Here is a 21,608-nt window from a genome sequence, read left to right as displayed (position 1 = left end):
GCGCTCCACCTAGGCTGGATGCGTGACCGAGGCGCATCCCGACCCCCTGCTGCCGCGGCCCGTCGCGGTGGTCTGGTTCCTCGCCCTGCTGTTCTTCGCCGCAGGGCTCGTCGTCGGCGGGGTGATCGGTGGCGACGCCGCGGCGACGGGCACGAGCACCCTGTCGCTCGCCGCCGTGCTGCTCGGCATCACGGGGCAGGGTCTGCTGTATGCCCGCCGAGGCTACGACGCCCTCGACCGCCTGCAGCGCGTCGCGACGACGTCGATCGCGCTCGCCTCGGCACTCGCCACCGGGGGCATCGTCGCCCTGATCGTGTTCGGCCCCGACCGTCCGATTGGCCCGGTCACTGCGGTCGCAGCGGCCGCCGTCATGGCCGCCGCCGCGTCGGCTGCGGCCGCCACGAGCGTGCTGATCCGCCCGCACGTCGAAGCCATGCCCGCGCACATCTGGGCCGGCATCGGCGGGTCGGGCCTCGCGGTGCCCTTCATGGTCGCGGGCGTCGACCCGGCCCTCATCGTCGCGGCGACCGTCGGCCTCGCGACGTACGACCGGGTACGCGGCCGCCGCATCCACCGCGACCTGGAGCGCCGCCGCGCGCTGTCGGCGTCGATCGACGAGCGCGGCATCCCGGTGCGCGGGCTTCCCGGCTCCCCCGTCATCGAGCGCACCCGCCCACGCGTGCCGTGGAGCCGGCGCGAGCGTCGCCTCAGCCTCGCCCTCGGCGTCGCCGCCCTGCTCACCGTCGTCGGCGCGTGGGCGGGCGGAGTCCTCATCGCCGACGCCGCGCCCGGCCTCGTCTCAGCCGGACAGGGCCTCGCCGTCGTCACCCTCGGAGCGATCCCTCTCGTCGCACAGGTCGCCCTCCTCCTGCGCGTCGCCACTCGCGCCCGGCGCGTCATTGCGACGACGGGCGCGGTCATCGTCGCAGCATCCGCCGCCGTGCTCATCACCCCGTCCGAGTCGGTGGCGCTCGTCGCCTGGGCGGTGCAGAGCGTCGCCGTCGGGCTCGCCGTCTCCGCCGTCACCCGGATGCTCGTTCCCGGCACCGCTCTCGGCGCGGCCGCCATCGTGGTCACCGTCGCGACCGCGTGGTGGGTGGTCGTGGTCACCTCCGGCGGCATCGCGCTCGCGTTCGGCGCCGTGCTGACCACGCTGCTCGCGCTGCGTCGCCGCACCACCGACGGCGACCTGCCGCCCGCCGAGGGCGCAGCGCCCGCACCGCCCGCCTAGGCTGGAGGCATGAGCATCCTCGACCGTCTCGCCTCCCCACCGACCACCCGCATGTCGGGAGTGGCATGGGCATCGGCGGCCGCCGTCGGCTTCGTCATGGCGTCGTTTGGGCTCACCCTGTTCTCGACGCCCGGCGACTCGCAAGAGACGCTGCTACTCATCTCGAACCTGACCGGGCTGCTCGGCGTCGTCGCCTTCCTCGCCCTCCTGCGCGCCGTGCACGCGGCGGTCGGGCGTCGAGGTGTTCCCGCCTGGCTTATCCCCCTCGCCTACATCCTCCTGCTCGCCCGGGCCCTCGTGCTGCTGCCGTACTTCCTCGACGGTCCGGCCATCGCACTGCCTCCCGCCCTCGTGCCCGCCATCCCGATCGTGTTCTTCGCGCTCGCCGGAGCCGCGGCCGCGTGCGCCGCCATCAGCTGGATGCCCGCCACGCCCGAATCGCGCACACCGCTGCGCATCGCCGTCGTCGGCCTCACGATCGGCATCGTGGTGACGCTCATGCTGCTGACTGGCACGGGGCTCGTGCTGATCGTCGTGTCGCTCGCGCTCGCCGTCATGAACGCGTTCCGGAAGCCCGCGGCCGCCGTCGACGAGGAGTAACGCGAGCACTCGGCGCGGCACGCGCCTCAGCGTGCGCACCCCGCGGCGCGATCGCGCATGACGCGGTCAGCCGATCGCGGCCTCGATTTTGCGCGCCAACTCGTCCGTGTCGAAGTAGTTCTCGATGACGATCGTCTCGGCGCGCGTCGACCCTATGGCCTCGACGAACTCGGCGCTCGTCAGGATCACCTGCGCGTCGGCAGCGACCCGCTGCACGGACGACACGTCGGCGGCGACGACGGTGGCGCTCAAGCCGAGCCGCTGCAACACCCGCTCGGCGTTGACCTTCAGGATGCCGGACGAGCCGATGCCGGCCCCGCAGATGGCGACGATTTTCACGAGGCGGGCCTCCGAGCATCCAGGATGTCGCGCACCTGATCGCGCGACGTGGCGTCCGCGATCGCCTGGATGGCGGACGAATCGTTGAAGACGTTCGCGAGGGCCGCGACCGACGTGAGGTGAGCATCCGGTGCGTGAACGGCGAGGCCGATCACGACCCGGACGGGGTCGTTGTGCGCGTGCCCGAAACTCACCGGGGTGGCAAGCGTCACGACCGAGAGGCCGTCGCGACGCACCTCGGGGCCGGGGCGCGCGTGCGCGAGCGCGAGGCCCGGCGCGATGACGATGTACGGGCCGTGGTCGTCGACCATGCGCACCATCGCCTCGGTGTATTCCGTCGTCGCGCAGCCGCAGTCGACGAGGGCGTCGCCCGCGAGTCGCACGGCGTCGCGCCAGTCGTCGGCGCGCGCCTGCAGCACGATGGCGCGGTCGGCCAGCGGCGGCAACGCGGCGTCAGCCGGATCGAAATTGTCGGTCATCGGGCGGCGTCGAACCCTTCGATGATGGCGTCGGCGAGCGCCTCGCGGTCTTCCACCGGCAGGAACGCGGCCTCGGCGGCGTTCAGCTGGAAGGCGAGCAGGTCGTCGAGGTCGTAGGCGAACTCGTCGGCGACGAGGGCGAGCTCGCGGCTCAACGTCGTGCCGCTCATGAGGCGGTTGTCGGTGTTGACCGTGACGCGGAACCCGAGCTGGTAGAGCAAATCGAGCGGGTGGTCGGCGAGGGTGTCGCCCCACTGCGCGATGGCGCCCGTCTGCAGGTTCGAGCTGGGGCTCGTCTCGAGCGCGATTCCGCGGTCCTTCACCCACTCCGCCAGGCGTCCGAGCGTCGCGTACTGCTGGTCACCCTCACGGGTGATTTCGATGTCTTCAGCGAGGCGCACACCGTGGCCGAGCCGCAGGGCGTGGCCGTCGGTGAGTGCGCTGCGGATGCTGTCGAGCCCGTCGGCTTCGCCCGCGTGGATCGTCGCGGGGAAGAATTCAGCGGCGAGCAGGTCGAAGGCGTCGCGCATGCGGCTCGGCGGGAAGCCCGCCTCGGCACCCGCAATGTCGAAACCGACGACGCCCGAGTCGCGGTGGCGCAGCGCGAGCTGCGCGATCTCGAGGCCGCGGTCGGCGTGGCGCATGGCGCTCACGAGCTGACCGACGCGGATGCGGTGGCCGGCAGCGCGCGCGGCCTCGACTCCCTGATCGAGCCCCTCCTGCACGGCCTCGACCGTCTCGTCGAGGCTGAGCCCGCGGGTCAGGTGCTGCTCGGGCGCCCAGCGCACCTCGCCCCAGATGACGCCGTCGGCGACGAGGTCGTCGACGAACTCGCGGGCGACGCGGGTGAGCCCCTCGCGGGTCTGCATGACCGCGGTCGTGATGTCGAAGGTCTTCAGATACTCGACGAGCGAACCCGAGTTCGACTTCTCGGCGAACCAGGCGCCCAGCTCGTCGGCGTCGGTCGTGGGCAGCTCGACGCCCGCGTCGGCCGCGAGCTCGACGATCGTGGCCGGGCGCAGGCCGCCGTCGAGGTGGTCGTGCAACGACACCTTCGGCAGCTGCTCGAGCGCGATGTCGGTGCCGGGCAGGTGGTGGGGCGTCGCCGTCGTCATACCGTCAAATCTAGTGGTCGCCAGAGCCCTACGCTGAGGGGATGCCCGAGAAGATCATCCTCGACTGCGACCCCGGCCACGACGACGCCATCGCGATGCTGCTCGCGCACGGCAGCCCCGAGATCGAGCTGCTCGCCGTCACCACGGTGATGGGCAACCAGACGATCGAGAAGGTGACCAGGAACGCGCTGTCCGTGGCGCGCGTGGCCGGCATCACGAGCATCCCGTTTGCGCGCGGAGCGGAGCGCCCACTGGTGCGCGCCATCGAGACCGCGCCCGACATTCACGGCGAGTCGGGGCTCGACGGGCCCATGCTGCCGGAGCCCACCATCGCGCTCGATGAGCGCAGCGCCGCGCAGCTCATCATCGACACCGTCATGGCCGAAGAGCCGGGCACGGTCACCCTCGTGCCGACCGGCGCCCTCACCAACATTGCGCTCGCGGCCCGGCTCGAGCCGCGCATCGTCGAGCGGGTGAAGAAGGTCGTCTTGATGGGCGGCGGCGTGCACGTCGGCAACTGGAACGCGGTCGCCGAGTTCAACATCGTCATCGACCCCGAGGCCGCCCACATCGCCATGAACGAGTCGTGGCCGCTCGTCATGGTCGGGCTCGATGTCACCCACCAGGCGCTCGCGACGCCCGAGGTCGCCGCCGCGATCGCCGCCGTCGGAACGCCCGCGGCTCGCTTCGTCGGCGAGCTGCTCGACTTCTTCGGCCACACCTATCGTGACGCGCAGGGCTTCGACCACCCGCCGGTGCACGACCCGGTCGCCGTCGCCGCGGTCATCGACCCGACGATCGTGCGCACGATCGCGGCGCCCCTCACCGTCGAGCTCACGGGAACGTCGACGCTCGGGATGACCGTGGCTGATCTGCGCGCGCCCGCACCCGATGGATGCACGACCCACGTCGCCATGGACCTCGACGTCGACCGCTTCTGGGCGCTCGTGGTCGACGCGCTGGAGCGCATCGGCCACACCGACTTCTAGGCTGGCGCCCGGAGAGACGCCGCTATAGGAAAAACCAGTGGGAGTTGCTATATTGAACCGGTCGATAGGACTGCCAACGCGGTTCCGTTCGTTCAGCTGAGACTGCCCACGCGGTGCTCTGTGAACGAGTTGACTAGAGAACTGAGGTCTGACCCTAGGGTCAGACCTCGTTCCGTTTCTAGGCGGCTCATGTACCTGCTTTTCGTCGACGAGTCGGGCACTCATCCGGGGCAGCACCCCTTCGTCCTCGGTGGCATAGCCATCCATGAGAACGACGCCGCTACCCTTCAGAAGCGGATCGACGACGTCGTCGTAAAGAACCTGGGCCGCATTCCTCCGAATCTCGACGAGTACGAAATCCATGCTTCCGAGATGCGGAATGCCAAAAAGCCCAAGATCGATAAAGGGCAGAAGACGAGCATCTGGGCGAACGTCCCGAGAAGCACGCGCACCGCGATTCTGGAAGAAGCCTACGAAGCTGTCGCGAACTTTTCGCCGGCGGACCGCGACCTTCCGGCCGTTCTTTTCGGAGTGGCAGTGGAGAAAAACTTCCATCCAGACTGGTCGCCCTTTGAGCGGGAAAGATGGGCATACGAAGTACTACTCGGAAAATTCGACGTCATGCTCAAGTCGCTCCGGAACAACAAACGCCTACCCAACCGCGGCTTGGTGATTCACGACCGTCGGGTTGTGGCGGAGCGGGACATCCAAACCTGGGTCGCCGAGTGGCGAGTCACTGCTGAAAGAATCGGTCAACTACAGAACCTCGCGGATGTCCCACTATTCGGAGACTCTCGTGCGACACGACTCCTCCAAATTGCCGATCTAGTGTCCTACGCCGTATTTCGCAATTACAACCGGCAGTCACCGTCCAGTCACTATTTCTCAATGATCTGGGACTCGTTCCACAAGGAACGCACAGCGACCCATGGATGTGTTCACTTCACTCCCTCGTTCGGTCAAGGCGCTTGCACTTGCGCGCCATGCACAGAACGGCTTCTAGCGGAATCAGCAAAACGAGCTCGATCGCCGCGGACGCGCTGAACCGATTCCACCCGCGGCAGCTGCGCGCCGTGCGTCGGCCTACGCGTCGACGACGCCCGCGATCAGCGGGCCGCCCATCACGAGCTCGTCACCCGCCGACCCGATGCGGTAACCACCCTCGAGCGCCTCGAGCGCACGGTCGAAGCGTGCCGCCTCGTTCGTGTGCATGGTAAACAGCGGCTGCCCCTTCGTCACGGTGTCGCCCGGCTTCGCGTGCAGGTCGATGCCCGCGGCGTGGTCGACCGGGTCCTGCTTGCGGGCGCGTCCGGCTCCGAGGCGCCAGGCGGCAATACCGAAGGGCAGCGCCTGCTGCTCGACGAGCACGCCGTCACGGTCGGCGGTCACCACGTGGGTCTCGCGGGCGACCGGCAGCGGTGCATCCGGGTCGCCGCCCTGCGCACTGATCATGGCGCGCCAGGCGTCCATCGCCTGCCCGTTGTGGAGCGCTCCTTCCACGTCGGCGTCGGTGACGCCGGCGAGCTCGAGCATGTGGCGCGCGAGCGTCACGGCCAGCTCGACAATGTCGGCGGGGCCGCCGCCGGCGAGCACCTCGACCGATTCGCGCACCTCGTTGGCGTTGCCGATGGCAAGTCCCAGCGGCACGTTCATGTTGGTGAGCACCGCGCGGGTGGCGACACCGGCGTCCTCACCGAGGCGCACCATGACCTTCGCGAGTTCGCGCGACTGCTCGATGTCTTTCAAGAACGCGCCCGAGCCGAACTTCACGTCGAGCACGAGCGCTGCGGTGCCCTCGGCGATCTTCTTCGACATGATCGACGACGCGATCAGCGGGATGCACTCCACGGTGCCGGTGGTGTCGCGCAGGGCGTACAGCTTGCCGTCTGCGGGGGCGAGCCCCGACCCGGCGGCGCAGACCACAGCGCCCGCGCTCTCGAGCTGCGCCATCATGTCGTCGACCGAGACGTTCGCCCGCCAGCCGGGGATCGACTCGAGCTTGTCGAGCGTGCCTCCCGTGTGGCCGAGTCCCCGGCCCGACAGCTGCGGCACGGCCACCCCGAACGAAGCGACGAGTGGCGCGAGCGGGAGAGTGATCTTGTCGCCCACTCCGCCAGTGGAGTGCTTGTCGGTGGTCTTCTTCGTGAGGCCTGAGAAGTCGAGCCGCGTGCCGGAGGCGACCATGGCGAGCGTCATGTCGCGCACCTCGTCGCGCTCCATGCCGTTCAGGAAGATGGCCATTGCCATGGCCGACATCTGCTCGTCGGCGATGTAGCCGCGGGTGTACGCGTCGACCATCCACTGGATCTGCTCGGTCGACAGCGTGCCGCGGTCGCGCTTGGTGCGAATCAGGTCGACGACGTCGAACGGTTCGATGCTCACGAGTGGTACTCCTCCAGGGTGCGCGGCCCGAACGCGTCGGGAATCACCTCGTCGATGGTCTTGATGCCGCTGACGGTCTCGAGCAGCATTCCCTCGGCCGAGTGTTCGTACAGCAGCTGTCGGCAGCGGCCGCACGGCATCAGGGCCCCACCGTTGCCATCGACACACGTGAAGGCGATCAGCTTGCCGCCACCGGTCATGTGCAGCGTCGACACGAGCGTGCACTCGGCGCACAGCGTCAGGCCGTACGACGCGTTCTCGACGTTGCAGCCCGAGATGACGCGACCGTCGTCGACGATCGCGGCCACCCCCACGGGAAACTTCGAATACGGAACGTACGCCTTGCGCATGGCGTCCATGGCGACGGAACGCAGGGCATCCCAGTCGATGTCGGTGCTCGTCATCGCATGCTCCGGATGCTCGTGACGGTCACGATGTTATGTACGGTTTGCCGGTCGCGGCGGGCGGCCGGGAGTAGCCGACGAGGCCGGCCACGGCGAAGATCGTGACGATGTAGGGCAGCATCAGCATGAACTCGCTCGGCACGGGGGAACCGACGATCGACAGGGTCGATTGCAGGTTCGTGGCGAAGCCGAAGAGCAGCGCCGCGAGCGTTGCGCGGATCGGGTCCCAGCGGCCGAAGATGACGGCGGCAAGGGCGATGAAGCCGGCACCGTTCGTCATTTCCTTCTGGAAGGAGCCGACGGCGGCCAGCGAGAAGAAGGCGCCTCCGCCGCCGACGATCGCGCCGGCGAGCAGCACGTTCCAGAAGCGGGTCGCGCGCACCTTGATGCCGACCGTGTCGGCCGCCGTCGGGTGCTCGCCGACGGCACGCAGGCGCAGGCCCCAGCGGGTCTTGAACAGCGCGAACCACACGGCGACGACCGCGATGTACATGAGGTACACGATGATCGACTGGCGGAACAGGATCGGCCCGAGAATCGGAATCTCGCTGAGCAGCGGGATGGCGATGCGCTCGAAGCGGGCCGGCGCGTTGAAGGCCGCCGAGTTGCCCGACATGAGGGTCGAGAACAGGAAGCTCGTGAGGCCGATGACGAGCACGTTCAAGACGACACCGACGATGATCTGGTCGACGAAGTACTTGATCGAGAACGAGGCGAGGATCGTCGACACCAGCGCGCCGGCGAGCATGGCGCCCGCCAGCCCTGCGAACGGGTTGCCGGTAATGCTCGCGACGAGCGCCGCGACGAACGCGCCCGAGAGCAGCTGGCCCTCAATCGCGATGTTGACGACACCCACGCGCTCGCTGATGACGCCGCCGAGCGATCCGAAGATCAGCGGCGTCGATACGGTGAGCGCTCCGGCGAGCAGGCCGATCATGGGCAGCGTCGCCCCGGCCGCCGCCCAGGTGAGGAACGCGGTGAGGAAGATGACCGCGAACAGCGTGGTGACCCACAGCGGGATCTTCTTCGCCTCGCGCGCGCGGAGGAAGGCGTACACGGTGATGGTGGCCATGGCGGCGGTCGCCACGATGCCCGTCGCGAGCGCCGGTAGCGGGATCTCGGGCAGCTGAATGAGGTCGCTGTTCGTGCTGAGGCGGAAATTCGTGACGCCGTCACGCCCGAGGCCGATGAACAGCACCGCGGCGATGACGACGAACGCCGAGAAGCCGATGGGGGCCTTCCAGCTGCGCACCGCGATTGTCGCGGGCGCGGATCCGCCCGCGGGGACGGGGGTGGTCTTCACGTCGATCACTTCGCTACCTCCGCCTTACGGTCGAGCTTCGGCTTTCGCCAGTGGAAGTTCGGGTCGGGTGTCGGCAGTCGGAAGATCGAGCGCACGAGCGGGGGTGCCGCGATGAAGAGCACGATGAACGACTGCACGACGAGCACGATGTCGACGGGGATTCCCTCGGCGGCCTGCATCGTCACGGCGCCCGCCTTCAGGGCTCCGAACAGGATGCCCGCAAAGAAGACACCGACGGGCTTCGAGCGGCCGAGCAGGGCGACGGTGATGGCGTCGAAGCCGATTCCGGCGTCGAGGCCCGCGGCGATACCGCCGGTGAAGTTGCCGAGCGCCTGCTGCACGCCGGCGAGGCCCACGAGGGCGCCGGCGATGACCATCACCTTGACGTACGTGGCCTTCACGTTGATGCCGGCAACCCGCGCGGCGTGCGGGTTCTCACCGACGGCCCGGAACTGGAAGCCCATCGCCGAGCGGTTGAGCAGGTACCAGACGTAGATCGTCGCGACGATAACGAGGATGAACCCGAGGTTCAGGTCATACGCGTCGCCCGCGATCTTCGGGAATTGCGCGGTCTCGAGCATCGGGGCCGAGCGCGGGTTCGACTGACCCGGCGCCTGCAGGGCACCCGGGGTGCGCAGCAGGAACGAGATCAGGTAGAACGCGATGTAGTTCAGCATGATCGTCACGATGACCTCGTGGGCACCGGTGCGCGCCTTCAGGAGGCCGACGATGCCGCCCCAGATCGCGCCGCCGATGAGGCCGACGACGAGGGCGACGATCAGGTGGATGACCGGGGGAAGCGGAACGTAGGCTCCCACGTATCCGGCCGCAGCGGCGGCGATCAGGATCTGACCACGACCACCGATGTTGAACAGGCCCACGCGGAACGCAAGCGCCACACCGAGGCCGGCCGCGATCAGCGGGGTCGCGTTCGCGAGCGTCGCCGTCAGGGGGCGGATCGCCGCCGCAAAGTCGTCGGCGCGCAGGTAGTTGAACACCGAGCCGCGGAAGAGGGCAGCATATGCGCCACCCACGGCGTCGGCGATGGCGCCGATCATGTCGCCAGGTCGCGCGAAGAAGTAGGTCGCCGTCTGCTGCACCACGGGGTCGGTCAGCGCGATGAGGATGCCGCCGAAGACGAGCGCCAGCACGACAGCGAGCAGCGAGATCATCGCCGAGCCGCCGACGATCTCTTTCACGATCTGGTTCTGGCGTGGCGCCTCCTGCGTCTCCGCGGGTGCGGCCGCCGGGGCCTCCGTCACCGTCGCGGGTGCTGCCGCCTCGGGGCCGGTTCCGGCTGCCGAGAGCTGGTCGGGCTTGTCGGGCGTCGCCTTGTTGTCGTTCGTGTCGCTCACGCCGCCACCTCCGCGGGGGTCTCTCCAGCCATCATGAGTCCGAGTACGTCGCGCGGGGTGTCGCCCGGCACGATGCCGATGATGCGCCCGCGATACATGACCGCGATGCGGTCAGCGAGCGCCGCGACCTCGTCGAGCTCGGTCGAGACGACGATCACGGGAACCCCCGAGTCGCGGGTTTCGACGATGCGCTTGTGCACGAACTCGATCGATCCGACGTCGAGGCCGCGCGTCGGCTGCGCGGCAATGAACAGTCGCAGTTCGCGGCTGAGCTCGCGAGCGAGCACGACCTTCTGCTGGTTTCCGCCCGACAGGCGCCCGACCTTCGTCGCGATGCCCTGGGCGCGCACGTCGAACTCGGCGACCTTCTCGGTGGCGAATTTTGCGAGCGCGTCGAGCTGCAGGGTGCCGGCCTTGACGAAGGGCTCGCCCGTGTAGCGGTCGAGCATGAGGTTCTCGGCGATGGTGAACTCGCCGACCAGGCCGTCTTCCTTGCGGTCTTCGGGAACGAAGCCCACGCCCGAGTCGAGCACCCCGCGAGGGCTCTTCCCGACGAGTTCGGTGCCGTCGACCACGATCGAGCCGAGCACGCGGTGCTGCAGGCCCATGATCGCCTCGGTGAGTTCGGTCTGCCCGTTGCCCTGAACGCCCGCGACGCAAAGAATCTCGCCGCGCTTCAGCGTGAACGAGACGTTGTCGACGAGCACCTGACCGATCGGGTCGGTGACCGTGAGGCTGTCGACGACGAGGGCGTCGTCACCCGGGGTCGCCGCGGCCTTATCGACGGTGAGTGACACGGCACGGCCGACCATGAGCGATGCGAGCTCGGCGTTCGAGGCGGTCGGTTCAGCTTCGCCGACGACCTTGCCGAGACGAATGACCGTGATGCGGTCGGCAACCTCGCGCACTTCGCGCAGCTTGTGCGTGATGAAGACGATCGCGGTGCCCTCCGCCTTGAGCTGGCGCATGATGTCCATGAGCTCGTCGGTCTCTTGCGGGGTCAAGACGGCGGTCGGCTCGTCGAAGACGAGAACCTTCGCGTCGCGCGAGAGCGCCTTAATGATCTCGACCCGCTGCTGCACGCCGACCGGCAGGTCTTCGATCTTCGCGTCGGGGTCGATGTCGAAGCCAAAGCGTGCGCTGATCTCGCGCACCTTGGCCCGTGCGGTCTCGAGGTCGAGCACGCCAGCTGCCTTCGTGCTCTCGTTGCCGAGCATCACATTCTCGGCGACCGTGAAGACGGGAATGAGCATGAAGTGCTGGTGCACCATGCCGATGCCGGCGTTCATCGCGTCACCGGGGCCCTCGAACTTCTGCACGACGTCGTTCAGGAGGATCTCGCCCTCGTCAGCCCGGTACAGGCCGTAGAGCACGTTCATGAGGGTGGACTTGCCGGCACCGTTCTCACCGAGGAGACAGTGGATCTCGCCGGGTTCGACGGTCAGGTCGATGTGGTCATTCGCCGTGAGCGCGCCAAAGCGCTTGGTGATGCCACGAAGCTCGAGCTTCATGATCTGGGCCTTCCTGCGCCGCCGGGGTCGCGGCGCTGCTTCCGAGATTCACTGTACTGGGGGCACACGGCCGGATTTTGAGCACGTGAGCGCTCATGTGAGCAGGAGGGGCGGGATGCACGCGGCGCGCGTTCGTCGCCCGTCGCGCCCCGCGCATCCGTCGCCCCGTAACGGGCTGAGGGGGAGGCCGACTTTCGTCGACCTCCCCCTCAGTGAGGTGCTTGTCTGTCGTTACTGACCGGGCGTTGCCGGCGACTCGACGACGAGCTCACCCGAGATGATCGCGGCGATCAGCTCGTCGATCTGCGCCTGCAGCTCGGGGTCAACCGATGCCTCGAAGTCGTGGAACGGGGCAAGGCCCACGCCGTCGTTCTCGAGGCTGCCGATGTAGAGGCTGTTGTCGAAGTTGCCTTCGGCCGCAGCGGTAACGACGTCGTAGACGGCGTTGCCGATGTTCTTCAGCACCGAGGTGAGGACGAGGTCGCCCAGGTCGGGGTCGGAGACGAAGATGTCCTTGTCGACGCCGATCAGCGTGATGTCTTCACCCGAGTCACGGATCGCCTCTGCGGCACTGAAGTAGATCGGGCCACCGACGGGCATGAGCACGTCAGCGCCCTGGTCGATCAGGTTCTGCGCCGAGGTGAGCGCCTCGGTGCCGGGGGCGAAGCCACCGGTGAACGCGCCGTCCTGTGCGTCGAAGTCCCAGCCGAGCGTCTGCACCGAGGTGCCGTTCTGCTCGTTGTAATAGTCGACGCCCTGCACGAAGCCGTCCATGAAGATGGTGACCGGCGGGATCGGAATGCCACCGAAGGTGCCGACGATGCCCGACTCGGTGTAGCTCGCGGCCGCGTAGCCGGCGAGGAACGCCGCCTGGACGGTGTCGAACAGGAGGGGCTTCACGTTGTCGGCCTCGACGAAGTCGTCGATGATCGCGAAGTTGACGTCGGGGTTCGCGGCCGATGCGGTCGCGGTCGCCTCGTTGAGGAGGAAGCCGACCGTCACGATCAGGTCGCAGCCCTGGTCAACGAGCGCCTGCACGTTGGGGGCGTACGCGTTCTCGTCAGCCGACTCCACCGCGACGAAGTCGACGCCGAGGTCGTTCGCGGCCGTCTCGATGCCGTCGTAAGCGGCCTCGTTGAACGAGCGGTCGTCCCAGCCACCGGCGTCGGAAACGATGCAGGGCAGGAAGTCGAGCGCGGGCTCGGTCGGGGTGTCGGTGCCAGGAGCCGTCGTGGGCTCGTCGTCGGGGGCCGCGGCGCAGCCCGAGAGCACGAGCGCGCTCGCGCCGAGCAGGGCGAGACCGGCGAGGCCGGACTTGCGGGTAGTGATCGTCAAGGTGTCCTCCAGAAAAGGGGTTCCCACGCGGGAGCGCGTGAGCGATTTGGCTCCACGTTAGCGCCCGATGGGGCCCAGTTCATTCGGACTGTGGTCCCGGAGACCGAAGCGTTACGAATCCGGAACGCACGCGGAATCCCGCGGAAATTCGGGCAACTTACGTAACGGAGCGCATCCCACCGCTCAAAAGAGCACGCGCTGCTCAGTCGAAATCGGCCGAGAGCGGGATGCTCACACCCCCTACAAGAGGTCGCTGCGGCCCGCCTGCTTGATCGCGTCCACGACCGCCTTCACGCGTTGCGCGTTCTCGCGGGTCGTGACGAGGAGGGCATCCGGGGTGTCGACGACAACGATGTCGGTCACGCCGATGAGCGAAATCAGCCGCGGCGACTGCGACACCACCACGCCGCTCGCCGAGTCGGCCAGCACGCGCGCGCCCTCGCCCAGAATCGCGAGGTCGCCGACGCGGCCGCCCGACAGAAGCTTCGCGAGCGACGAGAAGTCGCCGACGTCGTCCCACGCGAAGTCCCCGCGCACGACGGCGAGACGCCCCCGCTCGGCGGCGGGCTCAGCAACCGAGTAGTCGATCGCAATTTTCTCGAGCAGCGGCCACGTGGCGTCAACGATGTCGTCGCGATCGTCCGTGTCCCACGCCTCGGCGATACGCATCAGCCCGTGGTGCAGCGTCGGGCGCGTCTCGGCGAGCTGGGCGAGCAGCACGTCGGCGCGGGCGATGAACATGCCCGCGTTCCAGCAGTGGTCACCCGACTCGACGTAGGCAGTGGCCGTCGCCAGGTCGGGCTTTTCGACGAAGCGTTCGACGAGTTGCGCGTGCGGAGCCCCGTCCACGGCGAGCGCCGCACCCGTCTGGATGTACCCGAAACCCGTCGCCGGTTCCGTCGGCTCGATGCCGATCGTCGTGATGTACCCCTCGCGGGCGACGGCCACCGCCTCGGAGACGACGTCGCGAAAGCGCTGCGCATCCCCGATCACATGGTCGGCTGCGAACGACCCGATCACCACATCGGGGTCGCGGGCGTGCAGGATCGCAGCGGCCAGCCCGATCGCGGCGGAAGAGTCCTTCGGCTCGCTCTCGAGCACGATGTTCGCCTCCGAAAGCTCGGGCAACTGCTCGATGACGGCGACGCGGTGCGCGCGGCCCGTGACCACCATGATCGCGTCGTCGCCGGTGAGGGGCTTCACACGGTTCCAGGTGTCGCGCAGCAGCGTGTGACCGCTGCCGGTGAGGTCGTGCAAGAACTTCGGCGTCTCGGCCCGCGACAGGGGCCACAGTCTCGAGCCGACCCCTCCGGCGGGAATGATCGCGTGGAAGTGCGGCAGCGTCTCGTCGGGCGCGGTCATGCGCGTCACCCTATCGCCCGACCGTGTCTACCGGGGGTTCTCACCGTCGACCGACAGCGTCCTAAACGACCGGCGACGGCGTCACGACCTCCGTCGCCCGGGCTTGCGGGCGGGCCGATCGATCTGATTGCGCACGTGGGAGGCTTTCGGAAACCAGCTGATCGGTCACGACGGGCGCGTCATCGACGCCGCGCGCGCCCGCGTGGGCGAGCGATTCGCCCTCGCCGGGGTGTGACAGGCGAATACCCACCGCGTCCGGGCAAAGCACTCAGAAAAGTGCGCCTACACTGAACACACATCGGCGGCCACCAGTCGAGAACAGCAATCACCGGAGCCGACGCCGCGCGCGTCGACCATTCCGCCCCTGAGGAGGGTTTCTCGTGCCAGCGAAGGTTACGGGAGCTGAGGGCACAGAAGCCTCGGCGACCACGTCCATACCCGAACCCCGCCGATCGGTCTTATCGACCGGCACCCTGTACCGCGGCCGCGAGGGCATGTGGTCGTGGGTCCTGCACCGCATCACCGGTGTGGCGATCTACTTCTTCTTGCTCGTCCACATTCTCGACACCGCGCTGATTCGCGTCAGCCCCGAGGCGTACAACGCCGTCATGGAGTCGTACAAGAACCCCGTCATGGGTGTCGGCGAGTTGTTCCTGGTGGGCGCCGTCGGGTTCCACGCCCTCAACGGCTTGCGCATCATCCTGGTCGACTTCTGGAAGGTCGGCACGCGCCACCACCGGACGATGTTCTGGGGCGTCCTCGGCGTGTGGGCCGTGCTGATGATCGGCTTCACCCCCCGCCACCTGATGAACGTGTTCGGAGGCTGACCATGACTGCAACCATCGACGCACCCCGCAGCCCGTACGCGCAGACGAAGCGCGGCGTCAACTGGGAGAAGTGGGGCTGGATCTACATGCGGGCCTCGGGCATCATGCTCGTCGTCCTCATCTTCGGCCACCTGTTCGTGAACCTCATGACGGGCACGGGCATCAGCCAGATCGATTTCGGCTTTGTCGCCGGAAAGCTCGCCGACCCGTTCTGGCAGATCTGGGACACGCTGATGCTGTGGCTCGCCCTCATCCACGGCGCCAACGGCATGCGCACCCTCGTGAACGACTACGTGTCGCGCCCCGGCACCCGCCGCCTCCTGCACGGTGCACTCGCCGCCTCGACGGTCGTGCTGCTCGTGCTCGGCACCCTCGTCATCTACACCTTCGACCCCTGCCCGGCCGGCGCTGATCCGTCGTTGGTCGCATCCTTCTGTGAGGGCCTGTAAACCATGAGCATCACTGACACGGCTCCGGCGACGCCGGAGGTCTCTACGCACCACCATCAGTTCGACGTCGTCATCGTGGGCGCCGGTGGCGCCGGGATGCGCGCGGCCATTGAGGCCGGACCGAACGCCAAGACGGCGGTCATCTCGAAGCTGTACCCGACGCGCTCCCACACGGGCGCGGCGCAGGGCGGCATGGCCGCCGCTCTCGCGAACGTCGAGGAGGACAGCTGGGAGTGGCACACCTTTGACACCGTCAAGGGTGGCGACTACCTCGTCGACCAGGACGCGGCCGAGATTCTCGCCAAAGAGGCGATCGACGCGATCATCGATCTCGAGAACATGGGTTTGCCGTTCAACCGCACGCCCGACGGCAAGATCGACCAGCGCCGGTTCGGCGGTCACACGCGCGACCACGGCAAGGCGCCGGTGCGCCGCGCCTGCTACGCGGCCGACCGCACGGGCCACATGATCCTGCAGACGCTGTTCCAGAACTGCGTGAAGCTGGGTATCGAGTTCTACAACGAGTTCTACGTGCTCGACCTCGTCATGAGCGAGGTGGGCGGCGAGCGCGTCGCCTCCGGCGTCGTGGCCTACGAGCTCGCGACCGGCGACCTGCACGTGTTTCACGCGAAGAGTGTTGTGTTCGCCACCGGTGGCTTCGGCAAGATCTACAAGACCACCTCGAACGCGCACACGCTCACCGGTGACGGCGTCGGCATCATCTGGCGCAAGGGCATCCCGCTGGAAGACATGGAGTTCTTCCAGTTCCACCCGACCGGGCTCGCCGGCCTCGGCATCCTGCTCACCGAGGGTGCCCGCGGCGAGGGCGCGATCCTGCGCAACGCCAGCGGTGAGCGCTTCATGGAGCGCTACGCGCCGACCATCAAGGACCTCGCCCCGCGCGACATCATCTCGCGCTGCATGGTGCAGGAGGTTGCGGAAGGCCGCGGTGCGGGCCCCAACAAGGACTACGTGCTGCTCGACTGCACGCACCTGGGTGCCGAGGTGCTCGAGACGAAGCTGCCCGACATCACCGAGTTCGCCCGCACCTACCTCGGTGTCGACCCCGTGCACGAGCCCGTGCCGGTCATGCCGACGGCGCACTACGCCATGGGGGGCATCCCGACCAACATCAAGGCCGAAGTGCTCAGCGACAACGAGACGGTCGTGAAGGGCCTCTACGCCGCCGGCGAATGCGCGTGCGTGTCGGTGCACGGCTCGAACCGCCTCGGCACCAACTCGCTGCTCGACATCAACGTCTTCGGCAAGCGTGCCGGCACGTACGCCGTCGAATACGCCAACTCGGCCGAGTTCGCTCCCCTCCCCGAAGACCCGGCCAAGGAGGTGCGCGAGATGGTCGAGCGCCTGCGCGTCGCCAACGGCCCCGAGCGTCTCGCCGAGCTGCGCAAGACGCTGCAGGAGGAGATGGACAAGAACGCCCAGGTGTTCCGTACGGAAGAAAGCCTCGGCAGCGTCACCCAGACCATTCAGGAGCTGCGTGACCGGTACCTCAACGTCGGCATCCAGGACCGCGGCAAGCGGTTCAACACCGACCTGCTTGAGGCGATCGAGCTGGGCTTCCTGCTGGACATCGCCGAGGTCGTCGTATTCTCGGCGCGCAACCGCAAGGAAAGCCGTGGCGGCCACATGCGCGACGACTACCCCGACCGCAACGACGCCGAGTACATGCAGCACACGATGGCCTACCTCGTCGGTGACCTGCACTCGGCGAACCCGGAGGACCACATCCGCATGGATTGGAAGCCCGTCACGATCACGCACTACCAGCCCATGGAGAGGAAGTACTGATGGCGACTGCAACCGCAGAGGCCCCCTCGCAGGACGTCGGCGCCGTTCAGGCCTTCACCGTCACGCTCATCGTTCGCCGGTTCGACCCCGAGAAGGACGCCGAGCCGTACTGGGAAGACTTCGACGTCGAGATGTACTCGACCGACCGTGTGCTCGACGCGCTGCACAAGATCAAGTGGGACCAGGACGGCACGCTCGCGTTCCGCCGCTCATGCGCCCACGGCATCTGCGGCTCGGACGCCATGCGCATCAACGGCCGCAACCGGCTGGCGTGCAAGACCCTCATCAAGGACCTCGACGTGACGAAGCCGATCTACGTCGAGGCCATCAAGGGTCTGCCGCTCGAGAAGGACCTCATCGTCGACATGGAGCCCTTCTTCGAGTCGTATCGTGCGGTGCAGCCGTTCCTCATCGCGAGCGACAAGCCCGAGAAGGAGCGCATCCAGTCGATCGAGGACCGGGCGCGATTCGATGACACGACCAAGTGCATCCTGTGCGCCGCGTGCACGTCGTCGTGCCCCGTGTTCTGGACCGACGGGCAGTACTTCGGCCCCGCCGCGATCGTGAACGCGCACCGCTTCATCTTCGACAGCCGCGACGAAGCCGCCCAGGTGCGCCTCGACATCCTCAACGACAAGGAAGGCGTGTGGCGCTGCCGCACAACCTTCAACTGCTCGGAGGCCTGCCCCCGCGGCATCGAGGTGACGAAGGCGATCGCCGAGGTCAAGCAGGCGATCCTGTCGGGCAAGCCGTAACGGCACCACCCGATCAGCGCACGCGAGGGGCCCCGACGAGCGATCGTCGGGGCCCCTCGACGTTGTCGGGCGGCGCTAGCGGGACCGGATGAACGGGATCGCGATGCGGGGGTTCAGCACGCGTCCGTTGCCGGCGACGACCGTGCCGGCGATGGTCAGGATGCCGTGGGCGACCGCCAGTGCCAGGTAGCCGATGACGGCGAAACCGATCGGGAAGAAGCCCTGGCGCGCGTCAGGGACGGCGACGGCGAGAACGGCCACGTAGAGCGCCAGAGCCACGAGCATGATGAGCACCGTAAGCGCCCAGTTCGCCGCGTGACGCGCGTTCTCCGCGGCGACTGCGTGCCCGCTGCGCTCCGCCGAGGGCCGCACCGCCATCATCACGATCGCCGCCCCGATGAGCGGGAGAACCGGCAGGGGTGCCCACGCGATGAAGCCGAGGGCCCATGACTTCTGGCCGGTGGGCACACGGGCAGGCGGCGGGGTGTAGGGCTGGGAGCTGGTGTGCGGGCGGGCGTCAGTCACGGATTGATCCTTGCAGTGGGGGCTCACGTTCGGAGCGTCGATTCGGATCGACGGCGGGTCGACCCTACCGACCGCAGCTGCTGCGAGGAGCGCGATAGGCCGCGCCTGGGGATAGTCGCACCTGCACCCGAAGCCCCGCTTAGGTTGGGTGAGTGCCCGACTTCTCTGCACTCCGTTCCCGGCTCAATGATCGTGGCTTCACCCCGCAGCACGTCATCGTGCCCGGAGATGAGGCGACCGAACCGCCACTTGAGGGCGCGCTGCGCCTCCGCGAACACGGCAACGGGTTCGTCATCGAGTCGGTCGACTACGGATCGGGGTTACCGGTCGCGACCGCGCCGGATGCAGAGGGTGCCGCGGAGGCGCTACTCGCATACCTGAGCCGGCCGCTGCCCGAGCCCACCGCGCTTCCCGAAGCGACGGTGCACGCGTGGGTGACCGACGTGGCGAAACACTATTTCGAGCTTCGCGACCGCGTCGCGGCCTCGGGGCCCATGATCATCGACCTGCCGCCCCATCTGCCGCTGGACCGCATCGGCGGGATCGATGGGTGGCGTCTCACACCGCTGGACACGCCCTTCGAGCTGCGGTCGCTCCCGCCGACGGCCATCCTGCCCCCCGCGGAGGTGCACCGTTTCGTGACGCGCGCCGCTATTCGCGTGAGTGTACGCATCGTTGAGCCGTGGTTCGGACGCCCGGGTGGCGCGCTCGTTCTCTTGATGCAAGAACCCGGGTTCGCGATCCGCGACGCGCTCGCGTCGGGTCACCTTGAGCGCATCACAATCGAGCGGTGACGCGCTGCCTCCGATCACAGGGCACCTTTGTCATGATGCCCGACCGAGCAGCGCCCTCCACCACCCGGGTGCATAGCTCGGATTGCGCTCGGTGAACGCGCTCACGGCGCCCGCCACCTGATTCACGCGCACTCGCTCACCTCCGTAGAGGGCAAACGCGAGAAGTTCGTCAGGACGCATGCCTTCCGTATGAGCGACGTACGAAAACCCGCCCCCCGTTCCGCCCACCGTTGTCGCGACCTCAGCGCCCGCACGCGACAGATAGCCCACACCGTCAGCGGCGCGCGACATCCACGGCTCTGGAAGGGGGTCGATTCGAGTTCGGTGACGATCGTGCGACTGCCAGAACTCGCCTCCCCGACCCGCGCATGGGACAGTGCACTGCGGCTCGTACCCACAGTCCAACTGAGCCGGAAGACGGCAAACCGAGACAGAGCGTCGATGTCCGTCGTCGAGAAGGTGTCGGGCCAGGGCACCCCTGCTGGATGTCGCTCTCGTGGTTCACGAAACACCCAGCGGTCGGCCACGCGCGCGAATTCCGCGCACCAGGTTTGCGGAATCTCGATGAGGAGCGTCTCCGCACCCGCGTGGTACACCGTTTCGGGGTCGCCGAGGCGTAACCATTCAAGCTCCCGGAGGGCCGCAGGCCATTCGGCCTCGGGCGCGGAGTCACTCACCGCGGCAGCGTTCCCAAGACATCGATCGTCAGCGGGAGCTGTACCGCCTCAGCCCTCATGACGGGCCCTTCGCGTTCGACTCGCGTTTTCGACTGGGTGGCAAGACAGACACGGAACCACCCTCTCGCGGAATCGCCGAAGCAACAACCGACACGTCAATGCTTGGGCGGTGCGCAGGCTTGCGGGCGAACTCGCCACGCGCATCGCCCTGCGTTCGCGCTGAGAACCCGCTCGCTGTCGGACCGGCACTCGTTAGGGTCGAGGGATGCGCGACGAACGAGACGACACCGTTCACGACAGCGACCCCGATACTGACGCCGCCGGCGGACTGAAAGCGAAGGTCATGCCGCTTGTCGAGAAGGTGAAGGGCTCGCGACCGGTGCGCGCGTTCCAGCGGTACCTCCGCGCATCCGGGCCGATTCTGGCCTCCGGCCTCGCCTACCAGGCGCTGTTTGCGGTGTTCGCCGGGCTGTTCGTCGGCTTTGCGGTCTTCGGCACCATCGTGGCGGGCAACATCGGGCTGCGCGAGGCGGTCATTGGCGTGATCTCGGACTCCGTTCCCGGACTGATCGACAACGGGGACGGTAACGGGGCGATCAGTCCCGACGTGCTCATGAACGCGCGCGTCTACGGCGGGATCGGCGTGATCGCGCTCATCGGCCTGCTCGTGACCGCGCTCGGATTCTTGAACGCCGCACGCGGGGCCACCCGCCAGCTGTTCGACCTGCCGCCAGCCCCCGAGAACTTCCTGAAGGCGCGACTGCGCGACCTGGGGCTTGCCGCGGGTTTCGGCGTCTTGATCATCGTGTCGGCGGTGTTGAGCGTCGTGGGCACGCAGGCGACCGACTTCCTGCTCGACCTCGTCGGCATCGACGACTCCACGCTTGCGCGAGTGCTCGGACGGATCGTGACGCTGAGCATCATGTTCGCGGTCGACGCGGTCGCGCTGGCAGCCTTGTTCCGCATCCTGAGTGAGGTGCGCATCCCGTGGCGGCACCTGCGCGAGGGGGTGCTGATCGGGGCCGCGGGCCTCGGCGGGCTCAAGATCGCCGGTGGTCTGCTGCTCGGCGGTGCCTCGTCCAACCCCCTCATCGCATCGTTCGCCGTGATCCTCGGTTTGCTGATCTGGTTCAACTTCGTGTGTCAGGTGATCCTCATCACGGGCGCGTGGATCGCGACCAGCGTGAAGGACGACGACATCATCCTCGACGAGGCAGTGTTCGCCGCACGCCTCGAGGCTGCCCGCGCGCTCGTCCGCGAGCACGGCATGGGGGACGAGGAAGACGAGGATGCTCGCGGCGGCATATTCGCGCGGCTGAAGCGACGCCTCTCGCGCCGCTAGACCCCCGCGCCCCGGCCGTAACGAG

The 21,608-nt window shown here is 67.9% G+C and carries 22 protein-coding genes; 10 read left to right on the top strand and 12 right to left on the bottom strand.

Annotated elements, in window-relative coordinates:
- The first annotated feature begins 22 nt into the window (after positions 1-22).
- Together EV140_RS12755 and EV140_RS12750 are read left to right on the top strand one after the other, a co-directional pair.
- On the top strand, positions 23-1,231 hold the full coding sequence (locus tag EV140_RS12755) for a hypothetical protein (RefSeq protein WP_130284517.1): 1,209 nt from the start codon (positions 23-25) through the stop codon (positions 1,229-1,231).
- A gap of 9 nt (positions 1,232-1,240) precedes the next feature.
- The gene (locus tag EV140_RS12750; RefSeq protein ID WP_130284515.1) at positions 1,241-1,831 is read left to right on the top strand and encodes a hypothetical protein; all 591 of its coding nucleotides are present in this window, start codon (positions 1,241-1,243) and stop codon (positions 1,829-1,831) included.
- A 66-nt stretch (positions 1,832-1,897) separates the two neighbouring features.
- Here the strand turns inward: EV140_RS12750 and EV140_RS12745 are convergent, their stop codons facing one another.
- The 3 genes from EV140_RS12745 to EV140_RS12735 are packed head-to-tail and all read right to left on the bottom strand — an operon-like array spanning position 1,898 to position 3,764.
- On the bottom strand, positions 1,898-2,170 hold the full coding sequence (locus EV140_RS12745) for a PTS sugar transporter subunit IIB (RefSeq protein ID WP_130284513.1): 273 nt from the start codon (positions 2,168-2,170) through the stop codon (positions 1,898-1,900).
- Positions 2,167-2,649, bottom strand: a complete 483-nt coding sequence (locus tag EV140_RS12740; RefSeq protein ID WP_130284511.1) for a PTS sugar transporter subunit IIA — start codon at positions 2,647-2,649, stop codon at positions 2,167-2,169. The genes EV140_RS12745 and EV140_RS12740 overlap by 4 nt, the downstream gene beginning before the upstream one ends.
- On the bottom strand, positions 2,646-3,764 hold the full coding sequence (locus EV140_RS12735) for an adenosine deaminase (protein ID WP_130284509.1): 1,119 nt from the start codon (positions 3,762-3,764) through the stop codon (positions 2,646-2,648). Before EV140_RS12735 ends, EV140_RS12740 begins: the two co-directional genes overlap by 4 nt.
- Positions 3,765-3,805: 41 nt before the next feature.
- Between EV140_RS12735 and uriH the strand changes: the two genes are divergently transcribed.
- Together uriH and EV140_RS12725 are read left to right on the top strand one after the other, a co-directional pair.
- Positions 3,806-4,753 (top strand): uridine-preferring nucleoside hydrolase UriH, encoded by a 948-nt coding sequence (uriH, locus tag EV140_RS12730; RefSeq protein ID WP_130284507.1) that lies wholly within the window; start codon positions 3,806-3,808, stop codon positions 4,751-4,753.
- A 189-nt stretch (positions 4,754-4,942) separates the two neighbouring features.
- On the top strand, positions 4,943-5,797 hold the full coding sequence (locus EV140_RS12725) for a DUF3800 domain-containing protein (RefSeq protein WP_130284505.1): 855 nt from the start codon (positions 4,943-4,945) through the stop codon (positions 5,795-5,797).
- A gap of 39 nt (positions 5,798-5,836) precedes the next feature.
- Here the strand turns inward: EV140_RS12725 and EV140_RS12720 are convergent, their stop codons facing one another.
- The 7 genes from EV140_RS12720 to EV140_RS12690 all read right to left on the bottom strand — a co-directional run bounded on the left by EV140_RS12720 (position 5,837) and on the right by EV140_RS12690 (position 14,405).
- Positions 5,837-7,135: a thymidine phosphorylase gene (locus EV140_RS12720; RefSeq protein WP_130284503.1), complete on the bottom strand. Its 1,299-nt coding sequence runs from the start codon at positions 7,133-7,135 to the stop codon at positions 5,837-5,839.
- Complete coding sequence (locus EV140_RS12715) at positions 7,132-7,539, bottom strand: cytidine deaminase (RefSeq protein WP_096422852.1); 408 nt, start codon at positions 7,537-7,539, stop codon at positions 7,132-7,134. Before EV140_RS12715 ends, EV140_RS12720 begins: the two co-directional genes overlap by 4 nt.
- A gap of 25 nt (positions 7,540-7,564) precedes the next feature.
- Positions 7,565-8,842, bottom strand: coding sequence for an ABC transporter permease (locus tag EV140_RS12710; protein ID WP_130284585.1), 1,278 nt, complete (start codon positions 8,840-8,842; stop codon positions 7,565-7,567).
- Between the two features lie 5 nt (positions 8,843-8,847).
- Positions 8,848-10,197 carry an ABC transporter permease gene (locus EV140_RS12705; protein ID WP_422386125.1) on the bottom strand — a complete coding sequence of 450 codons (1,350 nt, stop codon included), beginning with the start codon at positions 10,195-10,197 and terminating at the stop codon, positions 8,848-8,850.
- Positions 10,194-11,708, bottom strand: a complete 1,515-nt coding sequence (locus tag EV140_RS12700) for an ABC transporter ATP-binding protein (RefSeq protein WP_130284501.1) — start codon at positions 11,706-11,708, stop codon at positions 10,194-10,196. Before EV140_RS12700 ends, EV140_RS12705 begins: the two co-directional genes overlap by 4 nt.
- Positions 11,709-11,939: 231 nt before the next feature.
- Entirely contained in the window at positions 11,940-13,043 is a 1,104-nt protein-coding gene (locus EV140_RS12695; RefSeq protein ID WP_130284581.1) for a BMP family lipoprotein, read from the bottom strand.
- Between the two features lie 240 nt (positions 13,044-13,283).
- Positions 13,284-14,405 carry a mannose-1-phosphate guanylyltransferase gene (locus EV140_RS12690; protein ID WP_130284499.1) on the bottom strand — a complete coding sequence of 374 codons (1,122 nt, stop codon included), beginning with the start codon at positions 14,403-14,405 and terminating at the stop codon, positions 13,284-13,286.
- A 434-nt stretch (positions 14,406-14,839) separates the two neighbouring features.
- On the opposite strand from EV140_RS12690, the gene sdhC reads away from it, so the two are divergent.
- Genes sdhC through EV140_RS12670 form a run of 4 tightly spaced genes read left to right on the top strand, consistent with a single transcriptional unit; the run spans position 14,840 to position 18,245 of the window.
- Entirely contained in the window at positions 14,840-15,232 is a 393-nt protein-coding gene (sdhC, locus tag EV140_RS12685) for a succinate dehydrogenase, cytochrome b556 subunit (protein WP_277871117.1), read from the top strand.
- A 2-nt stretch (positions 15,233-15,234) separates the two neighbouring features.
- Complete coding sequence (locus tag EV140_RS12680; protein WP_130284497.1) at positions 15,235-15,681, top strand: succinate dehydrogenase hydrophobic membrane anchor subunit; 447 nt, start codon at positions 15,235-15,237, stop codon at positions 15,679-15,681.
- Between the two features lie 3 nt (positions 15,682-15,684).
- Positions 15,685-17,490, top strand: coding sequence for a succinate dehydrogenase flavoprotein subunit (gene sdhA / locus EV140_RS12675; RefSeq protein ID WP_130284495.1), 1,806 nt, complete (start codon positions 15,685-15,687; stop codon positions 17,488-17,490).
- Positions 17,490-18,245, top strand: a complete 756-nt coding sequence (locus tag EV140_RS12670; protein ID WP_130284493.1) for a succinate dehydrogenase iron-sulfur subunit — start codon at positions 17,490-17,492, stop codon at positions 18,243-18,245. Before sdhA ends, EV140_RS12670 begins: the two co-directional genes overlap by 1 nt.
- Before the next feature lie 75 nt (positions 18,246-18,320).
- Here the strand turns inward: EV140_RS12670 and EV140_RS12665 are convergent, their stop codons facing one another.
- Positions 18,321-18,770 (bottom strand): magnetosome magnetite crystal formation protein family, encoded by a 450-nt coding sequence (locus tag EV140_RS12665; RefSeq protein WP_130284491.1) that lies wholly within the window; start codon positions 18,768-18,770, stop codon positions 18,321-18,323.
- A gap of 152 nt (positions 18,771-18,922) precedes the next feature.
- Between EV140_RS12665 and EV140_RS12660 the strand changes: the two genes are divergently transcribed.
- Positions 18,923-19,564 (top strand): TNT domain-containing protein, encoded by a 642-nt coding sequence (locus tag EV140_RS12660; RefSeq protein ID WP_130284489.1) that lies wholly within the window; start codon positions 18,923-18,925, stop codon positions 19,562-19,564.
- 30 nt (positions 19,565-19,594) lie between these two features.
- Here EV140_RS12660 and EV140_RS12655 read toward each other — a convergent pair whose 3' ends face one another.
- On the bottom strand, positions 19,595-19,855 hold the full coding sequence (locus EV140_RS12655) for a hypothetical protein (RefSeq protein ID WP_130284487.1): 261 nt from the start codon (positions 19,853-19,855) through the stop codon (positions 19,595-19,597).
- Positions 19,856-20,506: 651 nt separating this feature from the next.
- Here EV140_RS12655 and EV140_RS12650 point away from each other — a divergent pair.
- Positions 20,507-21,583: a YihY/virulence factor BrkB family protein gene (locus EV140_RS12650; protein WP_130284485.1), complete on the top strand. Its 1,077-nt coding sequence runs from the start codon at positions 20,507-20,509 to the stop codon at positions 21,581-21,583.
- The last annotated feature ends 25 nt before the right edge of the window (positions 21,584-21,608 follow it).

Source organism: Microcella alkaliphila (assembly GCF_004216855.1).
In the GTDB taxonomy this organism is placed as follows: Bacteria; Actinomycetota; Actinomycetes; order Actinomycetales; family Microbacteriaceae; genus Microcella; species Microcella alkaliphila.
Note: the sequence above shows the minus strand (reverse complement) of the source record. Positions and strands in the feature narration are given on the sequence as shown.

Bases quoted from the DNA above. Each gene is read 5' to 3' on its own strand.
- EV140_RS12655 (WP_130284487.1), bottom strand. From the start codon at position 19,855: ATGTCGCGCGCCGCTGACGGTGTGGGCTATCTGTCGCGTGCGGGCGCT.
- sdhA (WP_130284495.1), top strand. From the start codon at position 15,685: ATGAGCATCACTGACACGGCTCCGGCGACGCCGGAGGTCTCTACGCAC.
- EV140_RS12715 (WP_096422852.1), bottom strand. From the start codon at position 7,539: ATGACGAGCACCGACATCGACTGGGATGCCCTGCGTTCCGTCGCCATG.
- EV140_RS12670 (WP_130284493.1), top strand. From the start codon at position 17,490: ATGGCGACTGCAACCGCAGAGGCCCCCTCGCAGGACGTCGGCGCCGTT.
- EV140_RS12750 (WP_130284515.1), top strand. From the start codon at position 1,241: ATGAGCATCCTCGACCGTCTCGCCTCCCCACCGACCACCCGCATGTCG.
- uriH (WP_130284507.1), top strand. From the start codon at position 3,806: ATGCCCGAGAAGATCATCCTCGACTGCGACCCCGGCCACGACGACGCC.
- EV140_RS12700 (WP_130284501.1), bottom strand. From the start codon at position 11,708: ATGAAGCTCGAGCTTCGTGGCATCACCAAGCGCTTTGGCGCGCTCACG.
- EV140_RS12690 (WP_130284499.1), bottom strand. From the start codon at position 14,405: ATGACCGCGCCCGACGAGACGCTGCCGCACTTCCACGCGATCATTCCC.
- EV140_RS12740 (WP_130284511.1), bottom strand. From the start codon at position 2,649: ATGACCGACAATTTCGATCCGGCTGACGCCGCGTTGCCGCCGCTGGCC.
- EV140_RS12680 (WP_130284497.1), top strand. From the start codon at position 15,235: ATGACTGCAACCATCGACGCACCCCGCAGCCCGTACGCGCAGACGAAG.
- EV140_RS12735 (WP_130284509.1), bottom strand. From the start codon at position 3,764: ATGACGACGGCGACGCCCCACCACCTGCCCGGCACCGACATCGCGCTC.
- EV140_RS12650 (WP_130284485.1), top strand. From the start codon at position 20,507: ATGCGCGACGAACGAGACGACACCGTTCACGACAGCGACCCCGATACT.
- EV140_RS12725 (WP_130284505.1), top strand. From the start codon at position 4,943: ATGTACCTGCTTTTCGTCGACGAGTCGGGCACTCATCCGGGGCAGCAC.